Raw genomic sequence first — 23,487 nt, forward strand, 5'->3', positions numbered from 1 at the left:
ATTTGGCCTCGATGAAGTGGAGGATCTGCTTCAGAACGGGTGCAGACGACGTAAACAGATTATTGACAGAGGAAATACGATGAAACGGGAAACGCTTGCCATTCATGGCGGTTTTGCCGGCGATCCGCAGACTCATGCAGTCGCGGTCCCCATTTACCAGACCACCAGCTACTATTTTGATGATACTCAGCACGGGGCTGATTTGTTTGATCTGAAGGTGCAGGGTAACATCTACACACGCATCATGAACCCGACTACTGCTGTCCTGGAAGAAAGAGTGGCGTTACTGGAAGGAGGAGTGGGAGCGCTGGCCATGGCTTCCGGCATGGCCGCCATTACAGCCTGTGTGCAGACTCTGGCCAGGGCGGGCGACAACATTATCTCCACCAGCCAGGTTTACGGTGGCACCTATAATTTCTTTTGCCATACGTTGCCCAATCTGGGTATTGAAGTTCGCATGGTGGATGGTCGTAATCCGGCCGCTTTTGCCGATGCCATCGATGACAATACCAGAATGATTTATTGCGAGTCGATCGGAAACCCGTCCGGTAATGTGGTGGATATCGCCGCACTGGCTGAAGTGGCACATGCAGCGGGCGTGCCGCTGGTAGTGGACAATACCGTACCAACCCCGGTGCTTTGTCGTCCTTTCGAACATGGTGCCGATATCGTCGTCCATGCGCTGACCAAATACATGGGTGGTCACGGCACCAGCATCGGCGGAATCATCGTGGATTCCGGCAAGTTCTCCTGGGAAGGCAACCCGCGTTTTCCACAATTCAACCAACCTGATCCCAGCTATCACGGTGTGGTTTATGTGGATGCATTTGGTCCGGCTGCGTTTATCGGCCGTGCGCGTGTGGTACCGTTGCGCAACATGGGAGCGGCAATTTCACCTTTCAATTCTTTTCTGATTCTGCAAGGTATCGAAACCCTGCCGTTGAGGATGGAACGGCATTGCACCAATGCGCTGGCGATTGCACGTTATCTGCAAAGGCATCCCAAAGTCAGCTGGGTCAATTTTGCCGGCCTTGAAGATAACCGTGATTACGCACTGGTGCAGAAATACATGGATGGCGGTATTCCCTCATCGATTCTGAGTTTTGGCATCAAGGGCGGGCGCGAGGCTTGTGCTCGCTTTATGGACAGACTGATGCTGATCAAACGGCTGGTCAACATCGGGGATGCCAAAACGCTGGCCTGCCACCCGGCTACGACCACCCACCGTCAGCTCAATGATGAAGAACTGGCAAAAGCCGGTGTCAGTGCTGATCTGGTGCGTTTATGTGTCGGCATCGAGCATATTGACGATCTGATTGCCGATGTAGAGCAGGCTTTCCAGGATTAGGAATTTGTCGACGGGTTTTGGGTGGGTTTTACCCGTGGTGCAGTACGGCTTGTCAATAAAACATGTAACGCGAACAGGAAGGCGATGCTCCAGCCTGAGGCGGCTATTATCAGCAGTGTCTCCCGGTAATTACTGAAATCTGCCGCCATGCGCGTTACGGCGGCGATCGACATGAATCCCGTCATGATGACGATTTGCGGTATGCGTGAAGGGTATTGTTTTACGTGCAGCAGCGTTACCCGCACGATGACGTTGGTCGCCAGGGTACCCAGTGCCCCGACGGTAATGGCATGTACTGCAGTGCTGAAATGACTGCCGCCATCCAGTTTTGCCCATCCCAGCAATATCAGTCCCAGCGCCAGCCAGCCATAACCCAGCCCGAGACAGATCAGATCAGGGCGTGCCAGGCAATGCCATAATTGCCAACGGAACAGGCGTATACCTGCCAGTACGCCACAGAGAATCAACAGCATGCCGGAAAACGGGACAGCTACAGGCGCCAACAGGTAAGCGGCTGCAATAGTGATGATCAAACTTGCTTCGATATTGGGCTGTACTCTGGCCTCCAGCTCCATACCCTGGCGATAAAATTCTCCAGCAGCAGCGGGTGCCAGCATACGGCCACCGATGAACAGCATCAGCAACGCAAATAGTTGCACGCTTTCATCGATCAGATAACGGTGCAGCAGGTATTCATCGAGTCGGCCGGCCAGAATGACAGCAATCGTGATCGCACAGATCAGACCGAGTAACGGGACGAGTGAGCGGTTACGCCATTTTTTGGCAACCCACAGGCGGGGGAGCAATTGCCGGGCAAACAGTATGACGAACAACGCATTGAATACCAGCGCAGGCCAGGCAAAAGGAGCAATCAGGCCCGCTATTCTTGCCAGCAGCCAGAAACACAGAAACCATACCAGTCGCCGGGCGGGCATGGGCCCCAGCAGGTAGCCTGCAATCAGCGCCGGAGCAAGACCAAACAGCATTTCAAAAGCGTGCCCGGTTGGCACAGACAGTACAGCAGGGCCGAAACCGTGCCTTGCCAGCAGGGTCAGCGGGATGATGAGTGCTGCATAAATGCACGCTGCCGTAAAAAACCAGCGGTGGGCGTACGCCCTGGTTTCTCCCGGAAGATACCGGGAAGATCCGTTGCCTGATTGTGCCGTATTCATTTTCATTGTCATGCTGCTGTAAACGGTTTCCAGGAAAGGAGCACGCCGGAGTGACTCCCTGTGCCGTGCAGCAGCGGTGGATCTGCGGTGTTCTAGTCGTTGTGCGTTTGCGCCTGGGTAATCAGGCTGCCGGGGGGTACGCTGCGTGTCAGCCAGACATTACCACCGATGGTGGAACTGTGCCCGATGGTAATACGTCCCAGGATGGTTGCCCCGGCATAGATGACGACATCATCTTCGACGATGGGGTGGCGGGCGATTCCTTTTACCAGTGTGCCGTTTTCATCTACCGGGAAATGTTTTGCACCCAGAGTGACAGCTTGATACAGGCGTACGTTCCTGCCGATGATGGAAGTTTCACCGATGACGACACCAGTACCGTGGTCGATGAAAAAACGTTCGCCGATCTGTGCACCCGGATGGATTTCGATACCGGTTTGCGAATGAGCGATCTCCGAAATCATACGGGCGATCAGCGGCATATTCAGTTGATACAGTTCGTGTGCCAGCCGGTGCCAGGTAATGGCAGCAACACCTGGATAACATACCAGTACCTCATCGATTCCCCGTGCTGCCGGATCACCTTCATAGGCGGCCAGAACATCACCATCGAGCAGGCGGCGGACTGCAGGCAGCCGTTTAGCAAATGCCTGGGTGATTTCAGCCGCTTGCGCATAAGTTTCCTGATCGAGCTCTTCGGTTCCCGAGTTGAAGTGCAGCTCGTGCTGAATCTGGACCAGCAGGGCGCGTAACGTTGAATTCAGGATATGGCCGACATAATGGTCGACTCCTTCCACTGCCAGATCAGAAGGTCCCAGTCGATTGGGGAACAAGGCCGTGCGCAGGCCTTCGATGACCCCGGCCAGAATTTTGCGGGAAGGCAGCCGGGGCGGCTTGAGGTGCCCCTGCCGGTCGAGAAGTGCGGTAGTGCGTACATTACGCAATTCAGCCACGACTTCGTTGATCTGCAAATGCGTGCTCTTCAGCAGCAAATCGCCTGCAACACTGATATCTGTCACAATACCCCCTGTTTTTTATCATGATCAAACAATACCCGGGAAAATGTTGCCCGGAGAACCTGCCGGCCATGCCGGGAATCAGCCCGGCCCGATGGCTGCGGAATTGGAAAAACAGGCGGCCTATTGTACCCGCCCGCGTTACTTTTGTTACCTTGAGATTGTTGACTGACGCTTGGAATGATCGATTGTGTGTTGCGCCAGTGTGCAGCCATGTGGGACTTAATCAGAGATTCCTTAACCGAAGAAGAGGAAAATAATTGATGGATCAGTACCTGTTGTCTGGCGACATCGGTGGAACCAAGACTCTGTTACGTTCTGCCGTGGTAAGAGGTGAAGAGGTTGAATTCCATCATGAGCATCTCTATGACAGTCACCAGTACGATGATTTTGACGCCATTCTGACAGATTTTCTGGAGCGATCCGGTTGCCAGCCGGTTGCTACTTGCCTGGCAGTAGCCGGGCCGATCGTTGAACAACAGGTTCATCTGACCAATCTGCCCTGGACGATCAGTGCAGCCGGCATTGCAGAAAAATTTTCGATTCCCGCCGTGAAAATTATCAATGATTTCGAGGGAACAGCAGCTTCCATAGAAATATTGCCGCAGGATGATCTGATTACATTGCAGGCCGGTAAACCTTCTTCTTCGGCAATGCGTGTCGTGCTGGGAGCAGGGACCGGTATGGGCGTTGCCTGGCTGGCCTGGCGCGGCCAGTACTATGAGCCCCTTGCGACTGAGGCGGGACATATCGATTTTGCACCGACCAGTGCCATTCAGATCGAACTGCTCCGGTATCTGATGGTCAGGTATCACCGTGTTTCGATCGAGCGGCTGCTTTCCGGCCAGGGGTTGACCCACATTTTCAATTTTCTGCAAACCCGCGCCACTGAAGGGACTCATCTCAAAAGTATCGAACTGAACGTCGACGATGGAGCCACCGTGACTCGTCTGGCATTCGAACATCACTACCCGATTGCCTTGCAGGCGCTGGATCTGTTCGTGGAAATTTACGGTACTTATGCGGGCAACCTGGCGCTGGCGGGGTTGTGCCGCGGTGGTGTCTATATTGCGGGAGGGATCGCACCACGTATCATCCGGATTTTGCAGCAATCCGGTTTCATCGAGGCGTTTTGCAACAAGGGACGATACAGTGCGCTGGTGCGTGATATTCCTGTGTATGTGGTAATGAATCCGAAGGCCGGTCTGCTGGGTGCCGGACTGCTTGCGCAGCGCATGCTGCAGCATCAGACTGTATCATCCCGGCAGTAATGAAGGCAACAATGAAGAATAGCATCTGCAAAGATGGCAGAGTAGCCGAAGGATAGCTGAATGAACGGTTATGAAACCCTGATTGCGACACTGGCCTTGACCATGGGGAGTTCCTGGGCGAGCGGGATCAATCTGTATGCCGCATTACTGATACTCGGCCTGGGAGGTGCCACCGGCAACATCGCTTTGCCAAATGAGCTGGCGGTACTGGAGAATCCTTTCGTGATCGGGGCGGCGGCAGTTATGTACTTGATCCAGTTTTTTGCCGACAAGATCCCGGGCGTGGATAGCATCTGGGATGCGGCACATACCTTCGTACGTATTCCAGCCGGTGCTATGCTGGCAGCCGGTGCAGTAGGAGACGTTTCCCCCGCGCTGGAGATTGCCGCGGGTATCCTCGGTGGTGGTACCGCGGCAACCAGTCATGCCACTAAAACCGGTACACGCCTGATGATCAATACTTCACCCGAGCCGGTAACCAACTGGACTGCCTCGATCAGCGAGGATTTGATGGTGATTGCCGGGCTGTGGACGGCGCTGAATCACCCGATCCTGTTCATCATCCTGTTTATTGGATTCATCGGCCTGGCGATCTGGCTGCTGCCAAAACTGTGGACGCTGATCAGGGGATTGCTGATGAAAATGGCACGATTCCTGAGGATTACTTCTCCACCGGTTTCTACCGGTGATAGCGTCGGGCAGGAAGAAAAGTAACCGTCTGGCGGGTATCTGTTTTCAATCCTGGCAGGCCGTTGAGATGGTCAACTTCCTGCATCTGCCATATTACCGCGAAAGATGAAGTATACGGCGCCAAGGATGCATAATCCCGCCCAGAGGTAGTCGAGTTTGAGTGGTTCCTTCATGTAGAACAGGCTGAAAGGAACGAATATCGACAGGGTGATGACTTCCTGCAGGATTTTGAGCTGCCCGAGGGATAAAACATTGAACCCGATACGGTTTGCCGGTACCTGCAGCATATATTCGAAGAATGCGATTCCCCAGCTGATCAGCGCTGCTACCAGCCATGGCTTGGTACTCAGATCCTTCAGGTGTGCATACCAGGCGAATGTCATGAATACATTGCTGATGGACAGCAACCCGATGGTAAGTCCAATCTCGCGCATGGTGAAATCCGATGCCCTGTTTCGTTAATCCGTTTCGAACAATTCTACCGGTTTGAATTGCATGAGCCGGACAAACGGTATGTTCTGATCGGGCGATTCGATGAGCCGATCAATTAATTGCCTTTTTTCTTTTCCTGTAATCACCAGAATGATGCGGTCGCTGTTGATGAGTGCGTGCAGACTCAGGCTGATACGTAAAGAGGGCGCTGCCGGGGGGGTAGCAGTCTGACACAGGCTGGTGGTATCGGGATTGAGGGCCATACCGGGAAACAGCGAGGCAATATGGCCATCTTCTCCCAGCCCGAGGATGACCAGGCTGAATGGCTGCGGTAATTCTGCCAGGCGTGCATCGATGTCGGTAATTGCCTGATCGGGATGGATATGCCCGGTTTTGAGAGCGATGAAATGAGGCTGTTGCTGCATATGTTGCAGGAAATGTTCGCGTACCAGTCGCTCATTGGACTGCTCGCTGGTCGGTTCGACCCAGCGTTCATCACTCAGCGTAATGAAAACTTGCTGCCAGGGAAGATCCATTTGCGCCAGCCGGGGAAGATAAACCACAGGTGTGTGTCCGCCAGGAACGACCAGGCTGGCTTTGCCGTATCGTTCGATTGCATTGCGCAGCGTTACGGTAACCGATTGTGCCAATGCTTCGGACAGTAGGGATAAGTCGCTGAAAGCGTGACGCTCGGCTAAATGGCTACTGGACATAAATCAGGCACGATTTCGACTGATTCCGGAAAGGGGTTGTCATCGCCTGGACGGACCCGGCCAAGAAATGCAATCCCGTTCTGATGGGCACTTTCGTAATCAACCAGCGCGTCACCGATCATCAATACACGTTCGGGTACAAGCGGATAGGCGGACAGAATATCGGCCACCAGTGTTTCTTTCAGCCTGGGGGAACCGCGCACTTCGGTAAAATAGCGGGACAAGTCGCGCTGTTCGACAATTATGCGTAATTCGCTCTCCGGTGTACCGGAAGCGACGAACAGCGGAATCTGATCCACCATTCTGTGCAGTAATGCTTCCGCACCTGCGACCGGCTGGCAGGAAATGACGGCGTTCATGACCAGTTCGGAGAATCGCCGATCCAGTTCCTGTTCCTCTTCTTTGGTAAGCGGAGGATAGTTCAGCAGGTTTTGCTGGAAGTAGTGAAATTTGAGGTAGCGCGACATACCGCCATTGGCGCGATGGTAGGTGACTGCAGCCTGTGCGATCGTTTCGCCATGGTGGCGGTACAGTTCAGCGAAGGCCTGCGCCTTGATGTCACCGGATTCCACGATGACACCATCGAAATCAAAAATGATGGCCTGCCAGTAGTCAGCAGGGCGGGTTGCTATATTCATGCCTGATTATCAGTGGAAGAGGGAGTCGTACCGCCTTCTTCGTTGCCATGACTGATCTGCTGGTAAATTTCCTGGATGCAGTCGAGCAATCCCTGGCCCAGATCGACATGTTCATTGAGCACGAGTTTGCGGCCGACACGTGGTTGAAATGCATAAGGGGTGATCTGATAATGGTGCCCCGGTTTGGCCTGATCGTAATGCAGATCGACATTCCAGGGTAACATTTCTGAAATCATGGTCATGACATCGCGTATGCGCAGCTTTTCCTGCCCGGTCAGGATCAGGTGCCGGTTGGCAAATTCCGGGGCGAGAATCTGCACGCTCATCCGTGCAGCATCCTCGACGTGGATGTATTCCCTGATCGATTCTCCACTGCCACGATAAGTGATGGCACGCTGCTGTATGGCTTCGTGCAGCATACGGTAGATACCGTTCCGCCTGTCCGAACGCCGGCCGTACAATGATCCGTAGCGCAGGATGGTATATTCCAGTCCATAACGTTCGTGATAGGTTTCGGTGAAGCGTTCAGCTGCCTGTTTGCTGGCACGATAAAAAGAACCGGTTTCCGAATAGACATATACGCTGCTGGCAAAGATGAAGCGGCGCACTCCTGCAAGCCGGGACGCCTCGAGCGCATGCATGTTGCCGAGTACATTGATGCTGGCTGTACCGAGCGGGTTGTCATGGGCTTCATCGATATCGGCGATGGCCGCAAAATTGTAGACGGCAGCAGCGCCCTGAACAGCATTGGATACCTGACTGATATCCATCAGATCGCCGATGATCATTTCCTGATCGGATCGCCGGAACGGGGAGGGGTTACGGTCGAACAGGCGTACCTTGTAGCCCGCATTGGACAGGGCATCAGCGACATGGCTGCCCAGAAAGCCGCCTGCGCCAAGTACGACAGCCGTTTGTCCGGGTTGTATCGTTTCACTCATCGATCAGACCTGCTTCGATCAATCCCTGCTTCAGATTTTCTGCAGCTTCGATCTCCATACGCTGCCGGGTTTCTCGCGCCAGTGAGCCGATATGGGAAGTCAGTATCGCCTGTTTACATTCGCATAAAGGCCCGTGATAGGGTTCCTGCTCAAAACTGTCCAGAGCAGCAGCTTCGAGATGGCCGGTATTCAGTGCTGCACACAAGGCAGTTTCATCGACCAGCCCGCCACGGGCGGCGTTGATGAGGATCGTTCCCGGTTTCATACGATCAATGGCTTCGGCATCGATCAAATAGTGAACTGCCGGGGAATAAGGCAAATGAAGGGTAACGAGATCAGCCTGTTCGAGCAGGGTAGTCAGTGCAACGAGTTCTACTCCGTCAGGCGCCAGTTGTAAATGGGGATCATGCGCGATGACCTGTGCGCCGAATGCCTGACATAATTTTGCAACTCGCCGTCCGATATGGCCGAGCCCGACGATGCCGACTGTGCGTGCGGCCAGCAGCCTTCCTTGTGAACGAGGCCATTCCCCCTGGCGTACAGAGCGGTCGATACGGTTGATCTGGCGCAGGCAGTCGAGCATCAGCCCCAGTGTCAGTTCTGCAACAGCCTGCGCCGGGGCTTCAGGTGTGTTGGAAACCTGGATGTTCAGCCGCCGGGCAGCTTCCAGATCGACATTATCCATGCCAGTGCCGCAGCGCGCGATGACGCGCAAAGCACTGGCGCTTGTCAGCACATGTTCCGTAAGCGGTTCGACTCCTGCCAGCAGGGCAACGGTGTCATTGCCCAGCAGGGTGATGATTTCATCTTCGGTGAGTTTGCGCTGGTAAGGATTGCCGGTGATGGTGAAACCTTGTGCGCGCAGCTGCTGTATGGCCGGATTATGATCGAAGCCGAAAGATGAAGTGGAAACGACGATTTTACTCATACAGGCGCTTTGATGATGTTCAGATGGTTACGGCAGAGAGAATCGAGCATGCGGATATCCAGACTGTATCCCAGAAAGGTGAAACCCTGTTCGATACGCTGTTGCAGCATGGCCGGATCGGGTTCGATGACATGAACTCCACCTGCCTTGTGATGACGGATTCCGGCCTGGAGTATCTGCCGGATGGCCGCCTGGACATCAGGATGCTCCAGCTCACCCGGTCGTCCCATCGACCCTGACAAATCATAGGGGCCAATGATATAGGCATCGATACCGGGGGTGGACAGAATCGCATCGATATCTTCGATGGCCTGGATATGTTCGATCATCGCGATGACGACGGCGTTGTCACGCAACCATTGCCGATATGCCTGAAAAGCTGAACCGTAGCCCTGAGCGCGTGCCAGCCCCACACCGCGGGTGCCTTCAGGCGGGTAATAAACGGCATTGACTGCAGCACGGGCATCTTCCGCGGATTTGATCATGGGTACCATGATCCCGCTTGCACCGGCGTCCATGACACGTTTGATCTGATCGGGGTGATTGGAAGTCAGCCGCACGATGGCCGGACATTGCTGTCCATCCAGTACCTGAATGATGGCCTGTACTTCACTGAGTTCCAGCACACTGTGTTCAGTATCGAGCACGAGCCAGTCGAAACCGGCTTTGGCCATGATTTCGGCAACCGAGGGATGACCCAGGGTGATCCATGAACCGATGGTCAGTTCGTGGCGGGCGAGTCGGGTTTTTAATGACATGGGAATTCCGGTCAGTATGTCAGTATTTTCGGTATTCAGCCAGCAGCGGATCAGTGGCCATCAACCCTGCGACACGTATCAGATCAGCTTCGGTATCGACTGCCTGCGTGTCATGACTGGTTTCCACCATTCTGACATGATGGCCATGTTCCAGCAGGCGTAGCATATCGATCGATTCAAGTTGTTCCAGCGGCGTGGGTGGCAGCTGACTGTATTCAATCAGGCAGGTGCGCGTAAACGGAATGATACACACCTGCTTGTAGACAGCAGTTGCGCCAAAGCCGCCGGGAGCCAGTGTCGGAATCGGCTGGCGGGTCATGTACAGTGCATTTCCCTGCTGATCCATGACGACCTTGATGGTATTGGGATTGCGAAAATCGGTTTCATCGTCGATACGTCGTGTCAGATTGACGCATTCCAGTTCCGGATCAGTGTGGAAAGGTGCTACGGCGGTATCGATCATGGCAGGGTGAACCATTGGTTCATCTCCCTGCACCATGACGATCAGATCGGCATCGGTGTGTGCGACGGCTTCCGCGATGCGGTCGCTGGCCCGTTCGTGACTGTCGGAGGTCATGATGACGGGCGCTCCAAAGGCGGTTGCGGCCTGCCGGATCGTTTCATCGCAGGTGGCGATATAAGTCGCACTGAGCGACTTGCTCATAGCAACACGCTGGTAAACATGCTCCAGCATGGTGTACCCCAGCAGTTGGGCCAGCGGTTTGCCGGGAAAGCGTGATGAGCCCATGCGTGCCGGAATGATGGCGACTGTTTTCATGATTGTGAATTCGGGTGGGTAACTGAATTTACAGAATGTAATGAAGCAAGTGGAATAGGTCCTGTCAGCAAGATGAATGAACACTGCTGTAAAGTGCCGGGTAGGAACGTTGTGTACTTTTATAATGATGCATTTTTGCAGGTATCATATTTCCCCCGCCAATGCGTGGCATGATAACACAGCTATGAAAGCCTTATTTTTTCTGCGCCACTATAACGATATCGATCATATAACACCGGTTATCACTGCATGGGTCGAAGCTGGCCATACATGTGATGTAGTACTGATCGGGGCCGGCAAGTTTCGTCATGATTTCCGTGTCAGCTACCTGGCAAGTCTGGAAGGTGTCAGGGTAGCGCATATTCGGGAGTTGCTGGGAGGGTGGCTTTACGGCACCTGGCGGTTGCAGATGCTGTTGCTGACAGGAAATTTGCGCCGATCATTCATTGGCCCGCTCGTAAGCCGTCTGGCGGAGATCCATAGTGCTGAGCGGCGTAAACCATTGTGGCAAAAAGTTACCAGGATACTGCTGGCCCGCAGCTTCAAGGATGGGGAACAGGGCGTGTTGGCGTTCGACTGGATTGAACGTAATTCGGTCATTGCGACAGAGTGGGTGGAGACGATCGTTTCCATGGCGCGTGACCGGGGAATAGGCACGGTATCATTGCCGCACGGCGACAGCCCGCATGCCAATCAGTTGATTCGGCGGGGTGAGTGGCGGTTGGGACCGGATATGACCTTTTCAACTGCGCGCATTTTCGATCGGGTAGTGGTTCCAAACGAATTGTGTGCACAACGTTTCCGTCCGTTTCTGCCGGAGAATGCAATCGCCGTGCTTGGTTCCCCCCGTTTCAGTAAAAAATGGCTGGACAGGCTGACTGAATTGATGCCACCTTCGCCGTTGACTCCACCAGAGGATCGGCTCAGGATCGTGATATTTCTGAGAAAAGCAAACTTCACTACTTTCTGGGAGGAAGTAAGTGAGGTCATTCATCTGATCGCCGCTTTTCGTGATGTGGAAATCATCATCAAGCCACATACCCGCAGTGGCTGGAAACAGTCTCTGACACGCAGCAAATCACTGAAAAAACTGGCGAACGTAAAAGTGGCGGATGATTCCGTGCATTCCACCTATCTCATGAACTGGGCAGATATATGTATCGACCTGGCAACTTCGGTGGTATTCGAAGCGATACGCTGTGGCAAGCCTGTGCTGGCAGCAGATTATCTGCACGCCGGGCGCTCTGCCGCTGCTGTTTATATGCCGGAAACAGAATTACGTTGTCGGGATGATGTATACCAGAAAATCAGTGACGTTCTCGCTAAAGGTCGTGATGGGTTTTATGTGGAAGCACATCGGCAACGGTTCATCAGCGAAATGCTGGATGCCGGTGGGCAGGATGTATTGTCGCGATATGTGATGCTGCTGGAAGCAATGGGTTCTGGCACGAAATAAATAGATATCTTATTCGCTGGTTCCATAAAAAATCTGAGAGGATTTATTTTGAAAGATTGGCTTATGCAAAGTTGGTGTGAGTTACTGGTGCGGTTTGCACTGGTATTTTTTTGTTTCACACTGTGGCCAAAGGGGGTGATTTACTGGGGAATGGGTGTGCTGGTTCTTGCCTGGCTGGCAGATGGGGGGATATCCAGACTTTCCGATCTGATTAAAGAGCCTTTAGTTCTGGGCGTCCTGTTGTTTTGCGGTGTATGGGTAATCGGCTTGTTGTGGAGTGATCCTGCCGTGGCTTTCCAAGATAGATGGAGGAAATATTTTCTTTTATTGACATTTCTCCCTTTATATTCACTTTTGAATAAAGAGCGGCTTCCTTGGGTGATTGGTGGATTGGCTAGTAGTTATTCGGTTATGGTGGTGCTGGGTGGCTATAATTGGCTAATACAGGACATGCAGGGAGTTCCTTTATTTGGCATGCTCTATTTGCACTACTCGGCAGCCTTGGGAATCGGTGTCATTCTGGCTGTTTTTGGAGGTTGGGTTGTATTATCCAGGGGGAGCAGGTTTCTGGCAGTTTTGTTATGGCTGCTGGCTTTATTGTTGTTGTTTCTTCAGTTTAATCAGAGTTCTAGGGGATTTTTATTCGCAACATTATTAGCGCTGTTGCTGATGATCATCCAGCGGTATTGGTCAGAGAGAAAAATGCTTGCGGGTGGTTTTATTTCAATTGTGGCTATAGCCGTACTATTTGCTGTCAATAGTGATGTTTTCCATGAGAGGGTACAACAAACTAGTGCAGATCTGCGGTCCTTTCAGGAAGGGGATTACCAGACCAGTGTGGGTTACCGGTTGGCAATATGGGATATTGGTTTGCATGGTATTGTTGAGCGTCCGCTGCTAGGGCATGGTTCCGGTATGGCAAAGCAGTATCTTAAAGATAGTTATATAACTTATAAGCAGGGAGTTTACAGAGATTTAGCCGAATTTCATGAAGCAAGGCATTTCCATAATGAGTTGGTTGAAATTGGTATACATTTGGGATTGCTGGGTATATTAGCTTTTGCATTTTTACTATGGTCTTGGTTCAGAACATTCAAAGAACATCAGATGACTTTGTTGGGCAGCGCAATCGTGTGTTTTATTTTTCTGTCCGGGCTAACTGATACTTTTCTTATAACTAGTCGTATTCCACCATTTTTACTCACAGTGACTGCCATAGCCGTTTGCTGGCGGAAATACAGGGAAGACCCTGACAGAATCTGGCAGAAATATACGAGCGGTGAGAGGAATGGAAATCAGAATCCGCAAATGTTTTTGATGAGTGCCTGACCGTGCAGATTTCCCGGATTTTCACTGCTGATGAACCGGATAGTATTGATGATTGTTGACCCGATCATCGAACATTACATGCACACACTGGCGAGACAGTCTGATCACCCGGTTCTCGATGAGATGGAGGCGTTTGCGCTGGAAAAAAGTTTCCCGATCGTCGGCAGGCTTGTCGGCATCTCGCTGGAGATTTACGCAAAAATGATTGGAGCGCGCAGGGTTTTCGAGTTTGGCAGCGGGTATGGGTATTCTGCCTACTGGTTTGGCAGAGCAGTCGGGCCTGGTGGGCAGGTTGTCTGTACGGATAGTAATCCGCTCAATCGGGAACAGGCGGAACAATACCTCGCTGCTGCCGGGTTGTGGGAGAGGGTGAGGTTCTGTACAGGCTATGCTCAGGACATATTTGGCCAGACAGATGGGAATTTCGATATCTGCTACAACGATGCCGATAAAGGGGGGTATCCCGATATCTGGCTGATGGCCCGAGAACGAATCCGCTCTGGTGGTTTGTATATTGCCGACAACGTATTGTGGCATGGCCGGGTCGCTGTGGAAGATTCTGCAGATGCCAAACCGGACTGGACAAAAGCAATCAGAGAGCATAACCGGTTGATTTCGACAGATCCGGAGTTTGATGCCTTTATCAACCCAACCCGTGATGGCGTTATCGTGGCACGTAGAAAAATGGCATAATAGGCCAGTATTCGGCCGTTTCTGTTTTTTTACCATTTCTTGTCAAGGAGAGTTTTTCATGCAAATTCATGTATACGATACCTATGTCAAAGCCAAAGACGGGCATGTCATGCATTTTGATGTATTCACTGATATCAGGGATGACAAAAAGGCTATTGAATTTGCAAAACAATGGCTTTCTTCGATCGGAGAAGAAGGGGCAACCGTAACCAGTGAGGAATGTCGCTTCTGCCACAGCCAGAAAGCACCTGATGAGGTTATTGAAGCAATTAAACAGAATGGCTACTTCATTTATAAAATGGAAGGATGTAACTGATAAACCACGGGTAAACGGCCCGCACCCGGATGTCGGGCCAGACTATGCCGATAATTATGGAGTCTGATGCAATGAGACGGATATTCGCAAAAGTACTGATGCTGTCAGCCGTTTCTTTTATGACAAGTAATCTGGTACAGGCTGCCGATCCTGAGGTAATCGGGGAGTTCGATGACTGGATTGCCTATGTTTACACGGAAGACAGCAGCAAGGTTTGTTATATGGTTGGCAAGCCTAAGAAAGAGGAAGGCAACTATACTAAGCGTGGAGCAGTTTATGCACTGGTCACGCACCGTCCTGCCGAGAAAAGTAAAAATGTGTTCAGCTTCGTTGCGGGCTATCCTTATAAGCAGAGCAGTGAAGTGACGGTCAGCATTGGTAATCAGCGTTTCAAACTGTTTACCCAGAATGAGACTGCATGGGCGCCTGATTCGGCAATCGATAACAAACTGGTAGCAGCGATACGCGGAGGCAGTCAGATGGTAGTGAGTGGAACTTCCTCGCAGGGAACGGCCACAACCGATACTTTTGGTCTGAAAGGATCAACTGCAGCCTACACTGCTATTTCCAAAGAATGTGGGATCAAGTGAGATGGATACATGGGCGATAAAATAACCATTTATCAGAAACCAACCTGCAGCAAGTGCCGTGACGCTTTGTCCATTCTCAAGGAAAGTGGCAGAGAGTTTGACAGTATCAATTATTATGACGACCGGCTGACGGTCGAAGTGTTACGTGAGCTCGTGTGTAAATTGGGTATTTCGGTGAGAGATCTGTTGCGTGCAGATGAACCGCTTGCCAGAGGTACGGAATCAGTGGATGATGATGAGCTGTTACGGCTGATGGCGGAAAATCCTGATCTGATTCAACGGCCGATCGTCGTTCGGGGTGACAGCGCAGTACTGGGGCGACCGCCAGAAAGAATAAAAAAGCTGCTGGATAACTGAACCGGAGCTGGTTCGGCAATCAGCTTCACAATCAGGTCCGATAACAAAGCCTTATTTTGTGGCTTGTTTGAGTAACAAAACTTTAAGGTTCTGCCATTTTCCCCAGGCAGTCAGCAGTGTGCGAAGAAAGAAGGGGGTTTCCGGTGCGATCCAGATTTCTGTAACCTGTCTGTCTGCACGTTTCCAGCCTCGCAGCAGGATTCTGACTACCGAGTATGCATTCAGGGCATGGTTGTACATTTGCAGGCAGGTTAACTGACTCGGTCGCGCTGGTGTAAACCAGTGAACGTAACCTCCATCATGAAAAATCTGGTCCATGATACCAATAAGCTCTTCATCAAAATCAATCAATGTGCAACTGACCGTAAGTAGCAAGATATTTTGCTGTGCTTTCGGGTAACGTGACAGGTAAACAGCGCGGTTATGCCGGGATAACGGGCGACGATTATCACCAAATGACCCCCCCTTTTTGTGGTAAATATGAGCTTCGGGGTGGACTCCGAAACGCCAGCCATTGAGATCAAGACGACGACCAAGATCGATATCTTCGTAGTACCCGCGACCGAAGATCGGGTCAAATCCACCGATTGCGAGGAAAATATCGCGACGTATCAGGAAAGCATGTCCGCGTAAATAGTAGTTACGGATATAGTTGCCAGAATACAGCATATAACGGCCAAGGTCGAAATTATCGTAACTGTTTCCTGCGGGAACAATGGCCGCCAGCTCTGGATCTGCGTCAAAAGCGAAGCAGAGGAGTGGCAGGATATTGCTTTTGACTTCAGTATCAGAGTTGAGAACGAATACATAGAATGCATCAGACCGGCTGACAGCCGTATTGACTGCCATGCCGAAACCCTGGTTCTTTTCTGCGTGAAAAACTTCCACGCATGAGTAGGGGAGATGATCCAGCATGACACGAGTTTCGTTGTCAGATGCATCATCCTGAATGAGTACCCTGTGGATGGACTCTCCGAGGTGGGTAACCACAGAATCGATACAACGCCTGGTTAGAACAGGTGCATTGTAAACCGGTATTATGACGTCAATACGTTTTGAGCAAGATCGTGCTGTTTCGTCCAGCATAGCTTGGGAACCGGCTTTATGAGAGGAGAGTTTTCTTTCTGCAATGCAGAGACATTGTAGAAATACTTATTGCTTCAGGTACACAGAAGATTGCACTGAAAATACTCTCCTCCTGATGAAGGATATTGCGGGCGGTAGGGTGATCCTGATTAAGGTTGTAATGCTTCTGCCACATTTTCCTGTTGGACACTGCGTGCAGGGAGTTTCTCTCGAATTCTTGCAGCCTTACCGGATCTGTCTCTCAGATAATAAAGTTTTGCTCTGCGTACTGCACCGCGCCGTTTGACTTCCATACTTGCGATGAGGGGTGAATAAGTCTGGAACGTACGCTCGACTGCCTCGCCGCTGGATATTTTTCTTACGATAAATGAAGAATTGAGTCCGCGATTGCGTTTGGCAATAACGACTCCTTCAAAAGCCTGGACACGTTTACGGTCACCTTCTACTACATTGACGTTAACCACGAGTGTATCGCCTGGTGAAAAATCAGGGATGGTTTTTCCCAGTCTTTCAATTTCTTCCCGTTCTAGTTGTTCGATCAAGTTCATTTCATTGCTCCTGTTCTTTAGTGTTATCCATCAATTGGTTGGCAACCACTCTATATCGTAATTGCTTGAATTCTTCCAGTAATTCCTTTTCCCTGTCAGGGAGCCCTTCCGGGTATTTTTCTGCTAACAAATCCGGCCTTTTCAACCAGGTTCTGCCAATGGATTGTTGCAGGCGCCAGCGTTCTATTTTTGCGTGATCACCGGATAGCAGTATCCGGGGGACCGGTTTTTCCTTATACACTTCGGGCCGGGTATAGTGTGGATACTCCAGCAAATGATCCGTGTGAGAGTCCTGTCCGGCTGATCGTGTATCGCCCAACGCTCCCGGTAATTGCCTTACCACCGCATCGATTAAAACCATTGCTGCCAGTTCCCCACCGGAAATGACATAATCTCCGATTGAAATTTCTTCGTCTACCTGATCCTCTATCAGCCTTTCGTCAATTCCTTCATAGCGACCACAGAGCAGCACAACCCCATCCAACTGAGAAATCTGCAAAACTTTTTTATGGTCCAGTCGCTTACCTTGTGGTGAAAGGTAAATGACACGGGTTTTGCTGACTCCGTCTTCACCCTGTCTGGCTTTTGCATCCGTAATCGCCTTATCCAGTGGTTCGGCCATCATGACCATACCCGGACCCCCGCCATAGGGCGAATCATCTACCGTCCGGTAATGGTTCATAGCATAATTACGAGGGTTCCAGGTATGCAGACGATATAAATTACTTTTGTGCGCTCTGCCTGTTACACCGTGTTGCGTGATGGCATCAAACATATCAGGCAACAGTGTGATGACGTCAAACTCGAACGGCATGATATGAAATTCAATAACCCAGTTCCCAGTCTACTGTGATTTGTCGTGATTCCAGATCCACCTGTCTGATAACCTGATCGACAAAAGGAATCAATTCCTCTTTACTGCTTCCGGACAGCCGGACTCGTAATACATCATTTGCCCCGGTTTCAAACAAGCCGGTTACTGTGCCGAGTGGTTCGCCCTGCATATTGACAACACTGATCCCGATCAAATCCGTCCAGTAGTAACCGTCCTCTCCATCTTTTGACAGCGGGGGCAACTGACTGCGCGGCACTGCAACCAGCAATCCCTTCAGTTCAGATGCACTCGTCCGGTCGATATACTCGGTGAGAGTGACGATCAGCAGATTATCGTGAATGAAAAAGGTAGCTGGACGCACGATTTGCCAGTTTTTCTCATCTCTGCTGAGACACCACACAGGGTACTCCATCAACCCATCAACATACTCGGTGAAGGGAATGACTTTAATCTGACCTCGAATGCCGTGTGGCCCGGCGATCCGACCCAGCACAACCATAGGCTCCTCTGGTAGAGGGAGCCCTGTTTCACTCCTGTGGTTGTGCAGCCTTTTGCTGTCTGCCAAACTGCTTGACGAGTCGTGAAACGGTATCGGACAGCTGGGCTCCCTTGGATTGCCAGTAGGTCAGGCGATCCATCTGGATACGCAAACTTTCTTCGCCGCCAGTAGCACGCGGATTATAAAACCCGACACGTTCTATGAACTTGCCATCCCGCCGGTTACGGGAATCAGCCACTACCATGCTGTAAAAAGGACGCTTCTTGGCACCACCGCGTGCCAGTCTCACTACTACCATGTTGCCCCTTGTAAAAGTGGTTGTTTGTTAACTAAAACCGCCAATTTTATGGCAGTTTCTGCCCGCATGGCAAGCAGTAAATTAAATGGGGATTGACTATGTATTCAAAAAAGATCGTGGCAGAATCAGAATGATCGACCGTAATTATTCGACCCGGAATATATCCAAATCATACAATGATTCGATTTTGCTGGAACAGCTGGCTTGAAGACTATGAAAAATACTGATCGAAATGATTCGTCAGTCGAAAAGCTGTTGACTGAAGCCAATCGCTGCGTGGCGTGCGGACTGTGTCTGCCCCATTGCCCGACTTATCATCTGACGCATTCTGAAGCAGACTCACCACGCGGGCGGATTGCGCTGATGAGTGGAGTCGCCAGCGGGCGTATTCCTTTGAATGAGAGATTTATTCAGCACATGGATCGGTGTCTGACTTGCCGTGCCTGCGAACAGGTTTGTCCGAATAATGTTGCTTATGGGCAGTTGATCGATGGTGCACGTGTCATGATTCATGAGTATTCATCCGTGCAGAAAGAAAGTCAGTATGAAAAGGGCCGGTTAAGAGATTTTCTGGAGCGGGAATTCATTGCCAAGCCTGGTCGATTCGACAGGTTACGGCCAGTGTTGCGTTTGCTGGCCGGTAGTGGTTTGCTGTCGTTACTGTTGCGACTGGAGGTCTTGAGAAGAAGCGATTTGATCCAGTCTCTACTATTTCTGGCAACTCGCAATTTGCCAGGCCAGCTGTGGCGTCGTTCATATCCGGCCAGGGGGGTGCTGCGCGGTGAAGTGGGGTTGTTTTTGGGATGTGTGGCAAGGTTGATCGATACTGAAACACTGCTTTCATCCATATTTGTGCTGAACCGGCTGGGCTATACGGTGCGTGTGCCAGATACGCAAACCTGTTGCGGAGCACTGCATCAGCACAGCGGCCGGATTGATGCGGCCAGATCGCTGGCACAACAAAATCTCCATGCTTTTGAAGGCTTGAATATTCAGGCCATCATCAATACCGCTTCCGGCTGTGGTGTTCAACTGACGGAATACTCATCGCGATTGGATACCGGATTTTCTGTGCCAGTAATGGATATCAGCCAGTTTCTCGATGAACAGGAGTGGGACGAGGTCGGTTTTGCACCTTTGTCACGTAGAGTTGCCGTGCATGAGCCGTGTACGCTGCGTAACACTTTACGTACTTCAAAGCACATGTACCCTTTGCTCCGGCGTATTCCGGGAATTGAAGTGGTGGAGCTTCCCGGTAACGAACAGTGTTGTGGTGCGGCCGGCACTTATTTTCTCGATCAACCCGAATTTGCAAAATCCTTGCTCGATGCGAAATTACAGGCCTTTGAGAGCACTGGTGCGGATTGTCTGGTGACGGGGAATATTGGTTGTGCCTTGCATATTGCCAACGGATTGGCGAAGAAAGGAACAAATATAGAGGTTTTGCATCCGGTAACATTGCTCGCGCGGCAAATGCGTATAAAATGAAAGCTTGGGTTGGTTTGGCGTAAAACACAAAATCAACCAAAGCAGGCAATGGAGAGTTTTATGTTGAATATCGATAAATTGATCATAGGTTTTGATAGCGCCTTACGGACATTACTGGCTCCTGCCAATACCCTGCGCCCGGTACCGGGGAAGGATCTGCCTGAAAATGAGCTGAGCGAGATCGAGAAACGTGAATCTGCAGCACTGATGCGCATCAATCATGTTGGTGAAGTTTGTGCTCAGGCACTTTATCAGGGGCAGGCACTGACAGCGCGTAATGACCGGGTGCGACAGGCGCTGGATCAGGCGGCACGTGAAGAAACCGAGCATCTTGCGTGGACAGAGCGCCGCATTGCGGAGCTGGGCGGGCGTAAAAGTTTTCTGAATCCGCTGTGGTATGGCGGATCGTTTACTCTGGGGCTGGTGGCCGGTGTGCTCGGCGATAAATGGAATCTTGGTTTTCTGGCCGAAACCGAGCGCCAGGTCGAGGCACATCTGGCAGATCATCTGCAGCGATTGCCTCATCAGGATGTTCGCAGCAGAGCCATCGTGACACAAATGAAAGTGGATGAAGCGTGTCACGCTACCATGGCGGTTTCACATGGGGGAGGGCAGTTGCCTGCTCCAGTCAAAGTTGCCATGAAGTTCAGCTCCAGGATCATGACGCGCACCGCCTATTGGGTGTGAAACCGGAAGCAAATTCTTATCTGTTCCAGGATGGTGTAATCGTTATGCAAAGCATCAACCTTACCGATCATTTTCTGATTGCCATGCCGGGGCTGGAAGATTCTTTCTTCGCAAGGACACTGACCTATATCTGTGAGCATAGCGAACGTGGTGCACTGGGTCTCGTGGTCAATCGCCCGACGGATTTATCCGTGGAAAACTTGTTGTTGCAACTGGGGATGTTTCCCAAAAGTACAGCTTCTTCCAATCTGCCGGTATTGCTGGGTGGTCCGGTGCAGATCGATAGTGGATTCGTATTGCACGAACCGGTCGGATCGTGGAAATTTACGCTGTCTTCCAATGAGTCGATCGGTTTGACTTCATCCGCCGACATTCTGCAGGCAGTTGCCGATTGCGAGGGCCCGAAGAGAATGCTGATAGCGCTGGGTTATTCAGGATGGGCAGCAGGGCAGCTCGAGCAGGAGCTGGCACAAAATGCCTGGCTGACGGTACCCGCCGAATCGCAGATACTGTTTGAGTTGTCTTCTGAAGAACGGCTGCCTGCCGCCATGAAGTTGCTGGGAATCGATTTTTGTAATTTGTCCAGTGAAGTCGGTCATGCCTGATATGACCAGTGCTTCGTCTGGCACGGTACTGGCTTTTGATTTCGGTAAACAGCGCATCGGTGTGGCGATTGGTGAACATGAATTGCGAATGGCTCATCCTCTGACGACGATCGATCAGTCGATGACGAGGCCCCGTTTTGAAAAGATTGCGGAGCTGATCGAGGCATGGCAGCCGGTTCTGCTGGTGGTGGGGCTGTCAGTTCATGCTGATGGTACTGAGCATGAAATAACCCGGTTGTGTCGTCGTTTTGCCAGGCGGCTGGAAGGGCGATTCAGGATTCCAGTGGCACTGGCGGATGAGCGCTACACGACTGTGATTGCCCGTTCAGTGCTGGAAGAAGCAGGTGTGACTGGCAAAAAACAGCGGCCGATGCTCGATCAGATCGCAGCACAACATATTCTTCAGACTTATTTTGATTTATCTCATGCAGCTTCCTGACGCCGAGCAATTACTGACACAACTCATTGAAAAAATACGGCCGGATATAGCCGGAAATACCGCTATCGTGGGCATTCATACCGGAGGTGCCTGGTTGGCCAGGCGTATTCACCAGGCATTGGAGATTGCGTTGCCGGTGGGGGTGCTGGATATTTCCTTTTATCGTGATGACTACAGTAAAATCGGCCTGCATCCACAAGTCAGACCTTCTCAGCTTCCTTTCGATGCCGAGAACAGTCACATCATTCTGGTGGATGATGTGCTTTATACCGGCAGAACAGTCCGTGCAGCAGTGAACGAACTGTTCGACTATGGTCGTCCGGCCAGTATCGATCTGGCTGTGCTGGTGGATCGCGGAGGACGGGAATTGCCGATTGCCGCCCGGTATACGGGGGAGGTGCTCACATTGCCGGAAAACAGCATGCTGGAACTGAGACAGTCGGATGACGGTAAATTGAGTCTGGATTTACGCAGCCTGACGACAGGTTGATGGCTATCCGGAATTTGATTGCTGCCTTCCTGTTTGGCTGGTGTTATCCAGCCGGCTTTGGTTGTTATGTATGGGTTCTCTTCACTGATATTTAAAGCCTATGTGTTGTCGTAATTCCTGCGGGATCTCTGCGTAATGGGCGTACACCCCCAGCTGAACAAAAATGGTGAGCTGCAGCATCTGTTGACGACGGAAGGGCTGCCTGCTGTGATTTTGCGCCATATTCTCGATACTGCAGAATCATTCACCGGTGTAACAGAGCGTGATGTCAAGAAAATTCCCCTGCTCCGGGGTAAATCGGTATTCAATCTGTTTTTTGAGCCGAGTACCCGCACCCGCACAACTTTCGAAATTGCAGCAAAACGCCTTTCGGCGGATGTGATCAATCTCAATATGGCAGTTTCATCTCAGACCAAGGGAGAAACGTTGCTGGATACGGTGGATAATTTGTCTGCCATGCATGCGGATATGTTTATCGTGCGTCATAACCAAAGTGGGGCAGCGCATCTGATTGCCCGTCATGTCAGGCCGGAAATTCATGTCATCAATGCGGGTGACGGATGGCATGCACACCCCACACAAGCATTGCTGGATATGTTTACCATTCGCCGCTATAAGCAGGATTTCCATGCGTTGCGTGTAGCGATTATCGGGGATATTCTGCATTCCCGCGTTGCGCGTTCGCAGATTCACGCACTGACGACGTTGGGTGTACCTGAGATTCGTGTCATTGCTCCCAAGACACTGTTGCCGGCCAAAGTCGAGCGACTTGGCGTGCATGTCTACCATAATATGGTACAGGGTCTGCAAGATGTGGATGTACTGATGATGTTGCGATTGCAGCATGAGCGTATGGAGTCAGCACATTTGCCCAGCACCGAAGAGTATTTCAAATATTATGGACTGACACCGGAGAAGCTGGCGCTTGCCCGGTCCGATGCAATCGTGATGCATCCCGGCCCGATGAATCGGGGGGTGGAAATCGATTCAGAGGTGGCGGATGGTACCCAATCCGTCATTCTTCCCCAGGTAAACTTTGGTATTGCCGTCCGCATGGCGGTGATGTCGATCCTTGCCGGAAATTGA

29 protein-coding genes are annotated in these 23,487 nt (G+C 51.5%); 15 read left to right on the top strand and 14 right to left on the bottom strand.

All coding sequences use genetic code 11. The features are described 5' to 3' along the window. The first annotated feature begins 79 nt into the window (after positions 1-79). Complete coding sequence (locus HRU73_RS01890) at positions 80-1,348, top strand: O-acetylhomoserine aminocarboxypropyltransferase/cysteine synthase family protein (protein WP_287399222.1); 1,269 nt, start codon at positions 80-82, stop codon at positions 1,346-1,348. Here HRU73_RS01890 and HRU73_RS01895 read toward each other — a convergent pair. Both HRU73_RS01895 and epsC read right to left on the bottom strand, forming a co-directional pair. Next, positions 1,345-2,526 (bottom strand): NnrS family protein, encoded by a 1,182-nt coding sequence (locus HRU73_RS01895; RefSeq protein ID WP_287399223.1) that lies wholly within the window; start codon positions 2,524-2,526, stop codon positions 1,345-1,347. The two genes, HRU73_RS01890 and HRU73_RS01895, sit on opposite strands and share 4 nt — an antisense overlap. Before the next feature lie 86 nt (positions 2,527-2,612). Further along, a complete protein-coding gene (epsC, locus tag HRU73_RS01900) occupies positions 2,613-3,539 on the bottom strand; it encodes a serine O-acetyltransferase EpsC (RefSeq protein ID WP_276678184.1) in 927 nt (308 codons plus the stop codon). Between the two features lie 260 nt (positions 3,540-3,799). On the opposite strand from epsC, the gene glk reads away from it, so the two are divergent. Next, a complete protein-coding gene (glk, locus tag HRU73_RS01905) occupies positions 3,800-4,807 on the top strand; it encodes a glucokinase (protein ID WP_287399226.1) in 1,008 nt (335 codons plus the stop codon). Positions 4,808-4,867: 60 nt separating this feature from the next. After that, positions 4,868-5,521: a DUF4126 domain-containing protein gene (locus HRU73_RS01910; protein ID WP_011112247.1), complete on the top strand. Its 654-nt coding sequence runs from the start codon at positions 4,868-4,870 to the stop codon at positions 5,519-5,521. A 47-nt stretch (positions 5,522-5,568) separates the two neighbouring features. Here the strand turns inward: HRU73_RS01910 and HRU73_RS01915 are convergent, their stop codons facing one another. Genes HRU73_RS01915 through HRU73_RS01945 form a run of 7 tightly spaced genes read right to left on the bottom strand, consistent with a single transcriptional unit; the run spans position 5,569 to position 10,685 of the window. Further along, the gene (locus tag HRU73_RS01915; protein ID WP_011112246.1) at positions 5,569-5,931 is read right to left on the bottom strand and encodes a DMT family protein; all 363 of its coding nucleotides are present in this window, start codon (positions 5,929-5,931) and stop codon (positions 5,569-5,571) included. Positions 5,932-5,955: 24 nt separating this feature from the next. Beyond that, complete coding sequence (gene pgl / locus HRU73_RS01920) at positions 5,956-6,642, bottom strand: 6-phosphogluconolactonase (protein ID WP_011112245.1); 687 nt, start codon at positions 6,640-6,642, stop codon at positions 5,956-5,958. After that, the gene (locus HRU73_RS01925; protein WP_011112244.1) at positions 6,624-7,280 is read right to left on the bottom strand and encodes an HAD family hydrolase; all 657 of its coding nucleotides are present in this window, start codon (positions 7,278-7,280) and stop codon (positions 6,624-6,626) included. Before HRU73_RS01925 ends, pgl begins: the two co-directional genes overlap by 19 nt. Then, the gene (locus HRU73_RS01930) at positions 7,277-8,221 is read right to left on the bottom strand and encodes an NAD-dependent epimerase/dehydratase family protein (protein ID WP_011112243.1); all 945 of its coding nucleotides are present in this window, start codon (positions 8,219-8,221) and stop codon (positions 7,277-7,279) included. Before HRU73_RS01930 ends, HRU73_RS01925 begins: the two co-directional genes overlap by 4 nt. Further along, positions 8,214-9,149: a phosphoglycerate dehydrogenase gene (locus HRU73_RS01935; RefSeq protein ID WP_011112242.1), complete on the bottom strand. Its 936-nt coding sequence runs from the start codon at positions 9,147-9,149 to the stop codon at positions 8,214-8,216. Before HRU73_RS01935 ends, HRU73_RS01930 begins: the two co-directional genes overlap by 8 nt. Beyond that, entirely contained in the window at positions 9,146-9,907 is a 762-nt protein-coding gene (locus tag HRU73_RS01940; RefSeq protein ID WP_287399228.1) for an HpcH/HpaI aldolase family protein, read from the bottom strand. The genes HRU73_RS01935 and HRU73_RS01940 overlap by 4 nt, the downstream gene beginning before the upstream one ends. 19 nt (positions 9,908-9,926) lie before the next feature. Continuing rightward, positions 9,927-10,685, bottom strand: coding sequence for a 3-deoxy-manno-octulosonate cytidylyltransferase (locus HRU73_RS01945; protein ID WP_287399230.1), 759 nt, complete (start codon positions 10,683-10,685; stop codon positions 9,927-9,929). A 184-nt stretch (positions 10,686-10,869) separates the two neighbouring features. On the opposite strand from HRU73_RS01945, the gene HRU73_RS01950 reads away from it, so the two are divergent. The 6 genes from HRU73_RS01950 (at position 10,870) to HRU73_RS01975 (ending at position 15,426) form a co-directional block, all read left to right on the top strand. Further along, on the top strand, positions 10,870-12,141 hold the full coding sequence (locus HRU73_RS01950; RefSeq protein WP_287399232.1) for a hypothetical protein: 1,272 nt from the start codon (positions 10,870-10,872) through the stop codon (positions 12,139-12,141). A gap of 48 nt (positions 12,142-12,189) precedes the next feature. Then, positions 12,190-13,470, top strand: a complete 1,281-nt coding sequence (locus HRU73_RS01955; protein WP_276817758.1) for an O-antigen ligase family protein — start codon at positions 12,190-12,192, stop codon at positions 13,468-13,470. Positions 13,471-13,518: 48 nt separating this feature from the next. Further along, on the top strand, positions 13,519-14,163 hold the full coding sequence (locus tag HRU73_RS01960) for an O-methyltransferase (protein WP_276680049.1): 645 nt from the start codon (positions 13,519-13,521) through the stop codon (positions 14,161-14,163). Positions 14,164-14,221: 58 nt separating this feature from the next. Further along, positions 14,222-14,479 (top strand): DUF2024 family protein, encoded by a 258-nt coding sequence (locus tag HRU73_RS01965; protein ID WP_276817759.1) that lies wholly within the window; start codon positions 14,222-14,224, stop codon positions 14,477-14,479. Between the two features lie 71 nt (positions 14,480-14,550). Next, positions 14,551-15,069 carry an invasion associated locus B family protein gene (locus HRU73_RS01970; RefSeq protein ID WP_011112233.1) on the top strand — a complete coding sequence of 173 codons (519 nt, stop codon included), beginning with the start codon at positions 14,551-14,553 and terminating at the stop codon, positions 15,067-15,069. A 9-nt stretch (positions 15,070-15,078) separates the two neighbouring features. Further along, on the top strand, positions 15,079-15,426 hold the full coding sequence (locus tag HRU73_RS01975; RefSeq protein ID WP_276817760.1) for an arsenate reductase family protein: 348 nt from the start codon (positions 15,079-15,081) through the stop codon (positions 15,424-15,426). Between the two features lie 51 nt (positions 15,427-15,477). Here HRU73_RS01975 and HRU73_RS01980 read toward each other — a convergent pair whose 3' ends face one another. The 5 genes from HRU73_RS01980 to rpsP form a co-directional block, all read right to left on the bottom strand. Next, the gene (locus HRU73_RS01980; protein ID WP_276677427.1) at positions 15,478-16,512 is read right to left on the bottom strand and encodes a glycosyltransferase family 2 protein; all 1,035 of its coding nucleotides are present in this window, start codon (positions 16,510-16,512) and stop codon (positions 15,478-15,480) included. Positions 16,513-16,661: 149 nt separating this feature from the next. Next, entirely contained in the window at positions 16,662-17,060 is a 399-nt protein-coding gene (gene rplS, locus HRU73_RS01985; RefSeq protein WP_011112231.1) for a 50S ribosomal protein L19, read from the bottom strand. Between the two features lies 1 nt (position 17,061). Beyond that, the gene (gene trmD, locus HRU73_RS01990; RefSeq protein WP_287399234.1) at positions 17,062-17,874 is read right to left on the bottom strand and encodes a tRNA (guanosine(37)-N1)-methyltransferase TrmD; all 813 of its coding nucleotides are present in this window, start codon (positions 17,872-17,874) and stop codon (positions 17,062-17,064) included. A 10-nt stretch (positions 17,875-17,884) separates the two neighbouring features. Continuing rightward, entirely contained in the window at positions 17,885-18,394 is a 510-nt protein-coding gene (rimM, locus tag HRU73_RS01995) for a ribosome maturation factor RimM (protein ID WP_287399235.1), read from the bottom strand. Between the two features lie 28 nt (positions 18,395-18,422). After that, entirely contained in the window at positions 18,423-18,692 is a 270-nt protein-coding gene (rpsP, locus tag HRU73_RS02000; protein WP_011112228.1) for a 30S ribosomal protein S16, read from the bottom strand. 213 nt (positions 18,693-18,905) lie between these two features. On the opposite strand from rpsP, the gene HRU73_RS02005 reads away from it, so the two are divergent. The 6 genes from HRU73_RS02005 to HRU73_RS02030 all read left to right on the top strand — a co-directional run bounded on the left by HRU73_RS02005 (position 18,906) and on the right by HRU73_RS02030 (position 23,487). After that, positions 18,906-20,180, top strand: a complete 1,275-nt coding sequence (locus tag HRU73_RS02005) for a (Fe-S)-binding protein (RefSeq protein WP_287399236.1) — start codon at positions 18,906-18,908, stop codon at positions 20,178-20,180. A gap of 60 nt (positions 20,181-20,240) precedes the next feature. Next, entirely contained in the window at positions 20,241-20,867 is a 627-nt protein-coding gene (coq7, locus tag HRU73_RS02010) for a 2-polyprenyl-3-methyl-6-methoxy-1,4-benzoquinone monooxygenase (RefSeq protein WP_011112226.1), read from the top strand. 44 nt (positions 20,868-20,911) lie between these two features. Next, positions 20,912-21,472, top strand: coding sequence for a YqgE/AlgH family protein (locus HRU73_RS02015; protein ID WP_276817764.1), 561 nt, complete (start codon positions 20,912-20,914; stop codon positions 21,470-21,472). After that, on the top strand, positions 21,465-21,911 hold the full coding sequence (gene ruvX, locus HRU73_RS02020; RefSeq protein ID WP_287399238.1) for a Holliday junction resolvase RuvX: 447 nt from the start codon (positions 21,465-21,467) through the stop codon (positions 21,909-21,911). Before HRU73_RS02015 ends, ruvX begins: the two co-directional genes overlap by 8 nt. Continuing rightward, complete coding sequence (pyrR, locus tag HRU73_RS02025; protein ID WP_011112223.1) at positions 21,898-22,401, top strand: bifunctional pyr operon transcriptional regulator/uracil phosphoribosyltransferase PyrR; 504 nt, start codon at positions 21,898-21,900, stop codon at positions 22,399-22,401. Before ruvX ends, pyrR begins: the two co-directional genes overlap by 14 nt. Positions 22,402-22,536: 135 nt before the next feature. Further along, positions 22,537-23,487: an aspartate carbamoyltransferase catalytic subunit gene (locus HRU73_RS02030; protein WP_011112222.1), complete on the top strand. Its 951-nt coding sequence runs from the start codon at positions 22,537-22,539 to the stop codon at positions 23,485-23,487.

This window comes from Nitrosomonas sp. H1_AOB3 (assembly GCF_015709435.1).
Classification (GTDB): domain Bacteria; phylum Pseudomonadota; class Gammaproteobacteria; order Burkholderiales; family Nitrosomonadaceae; genus Nitrosomonas; species Nitrosomonas europaea.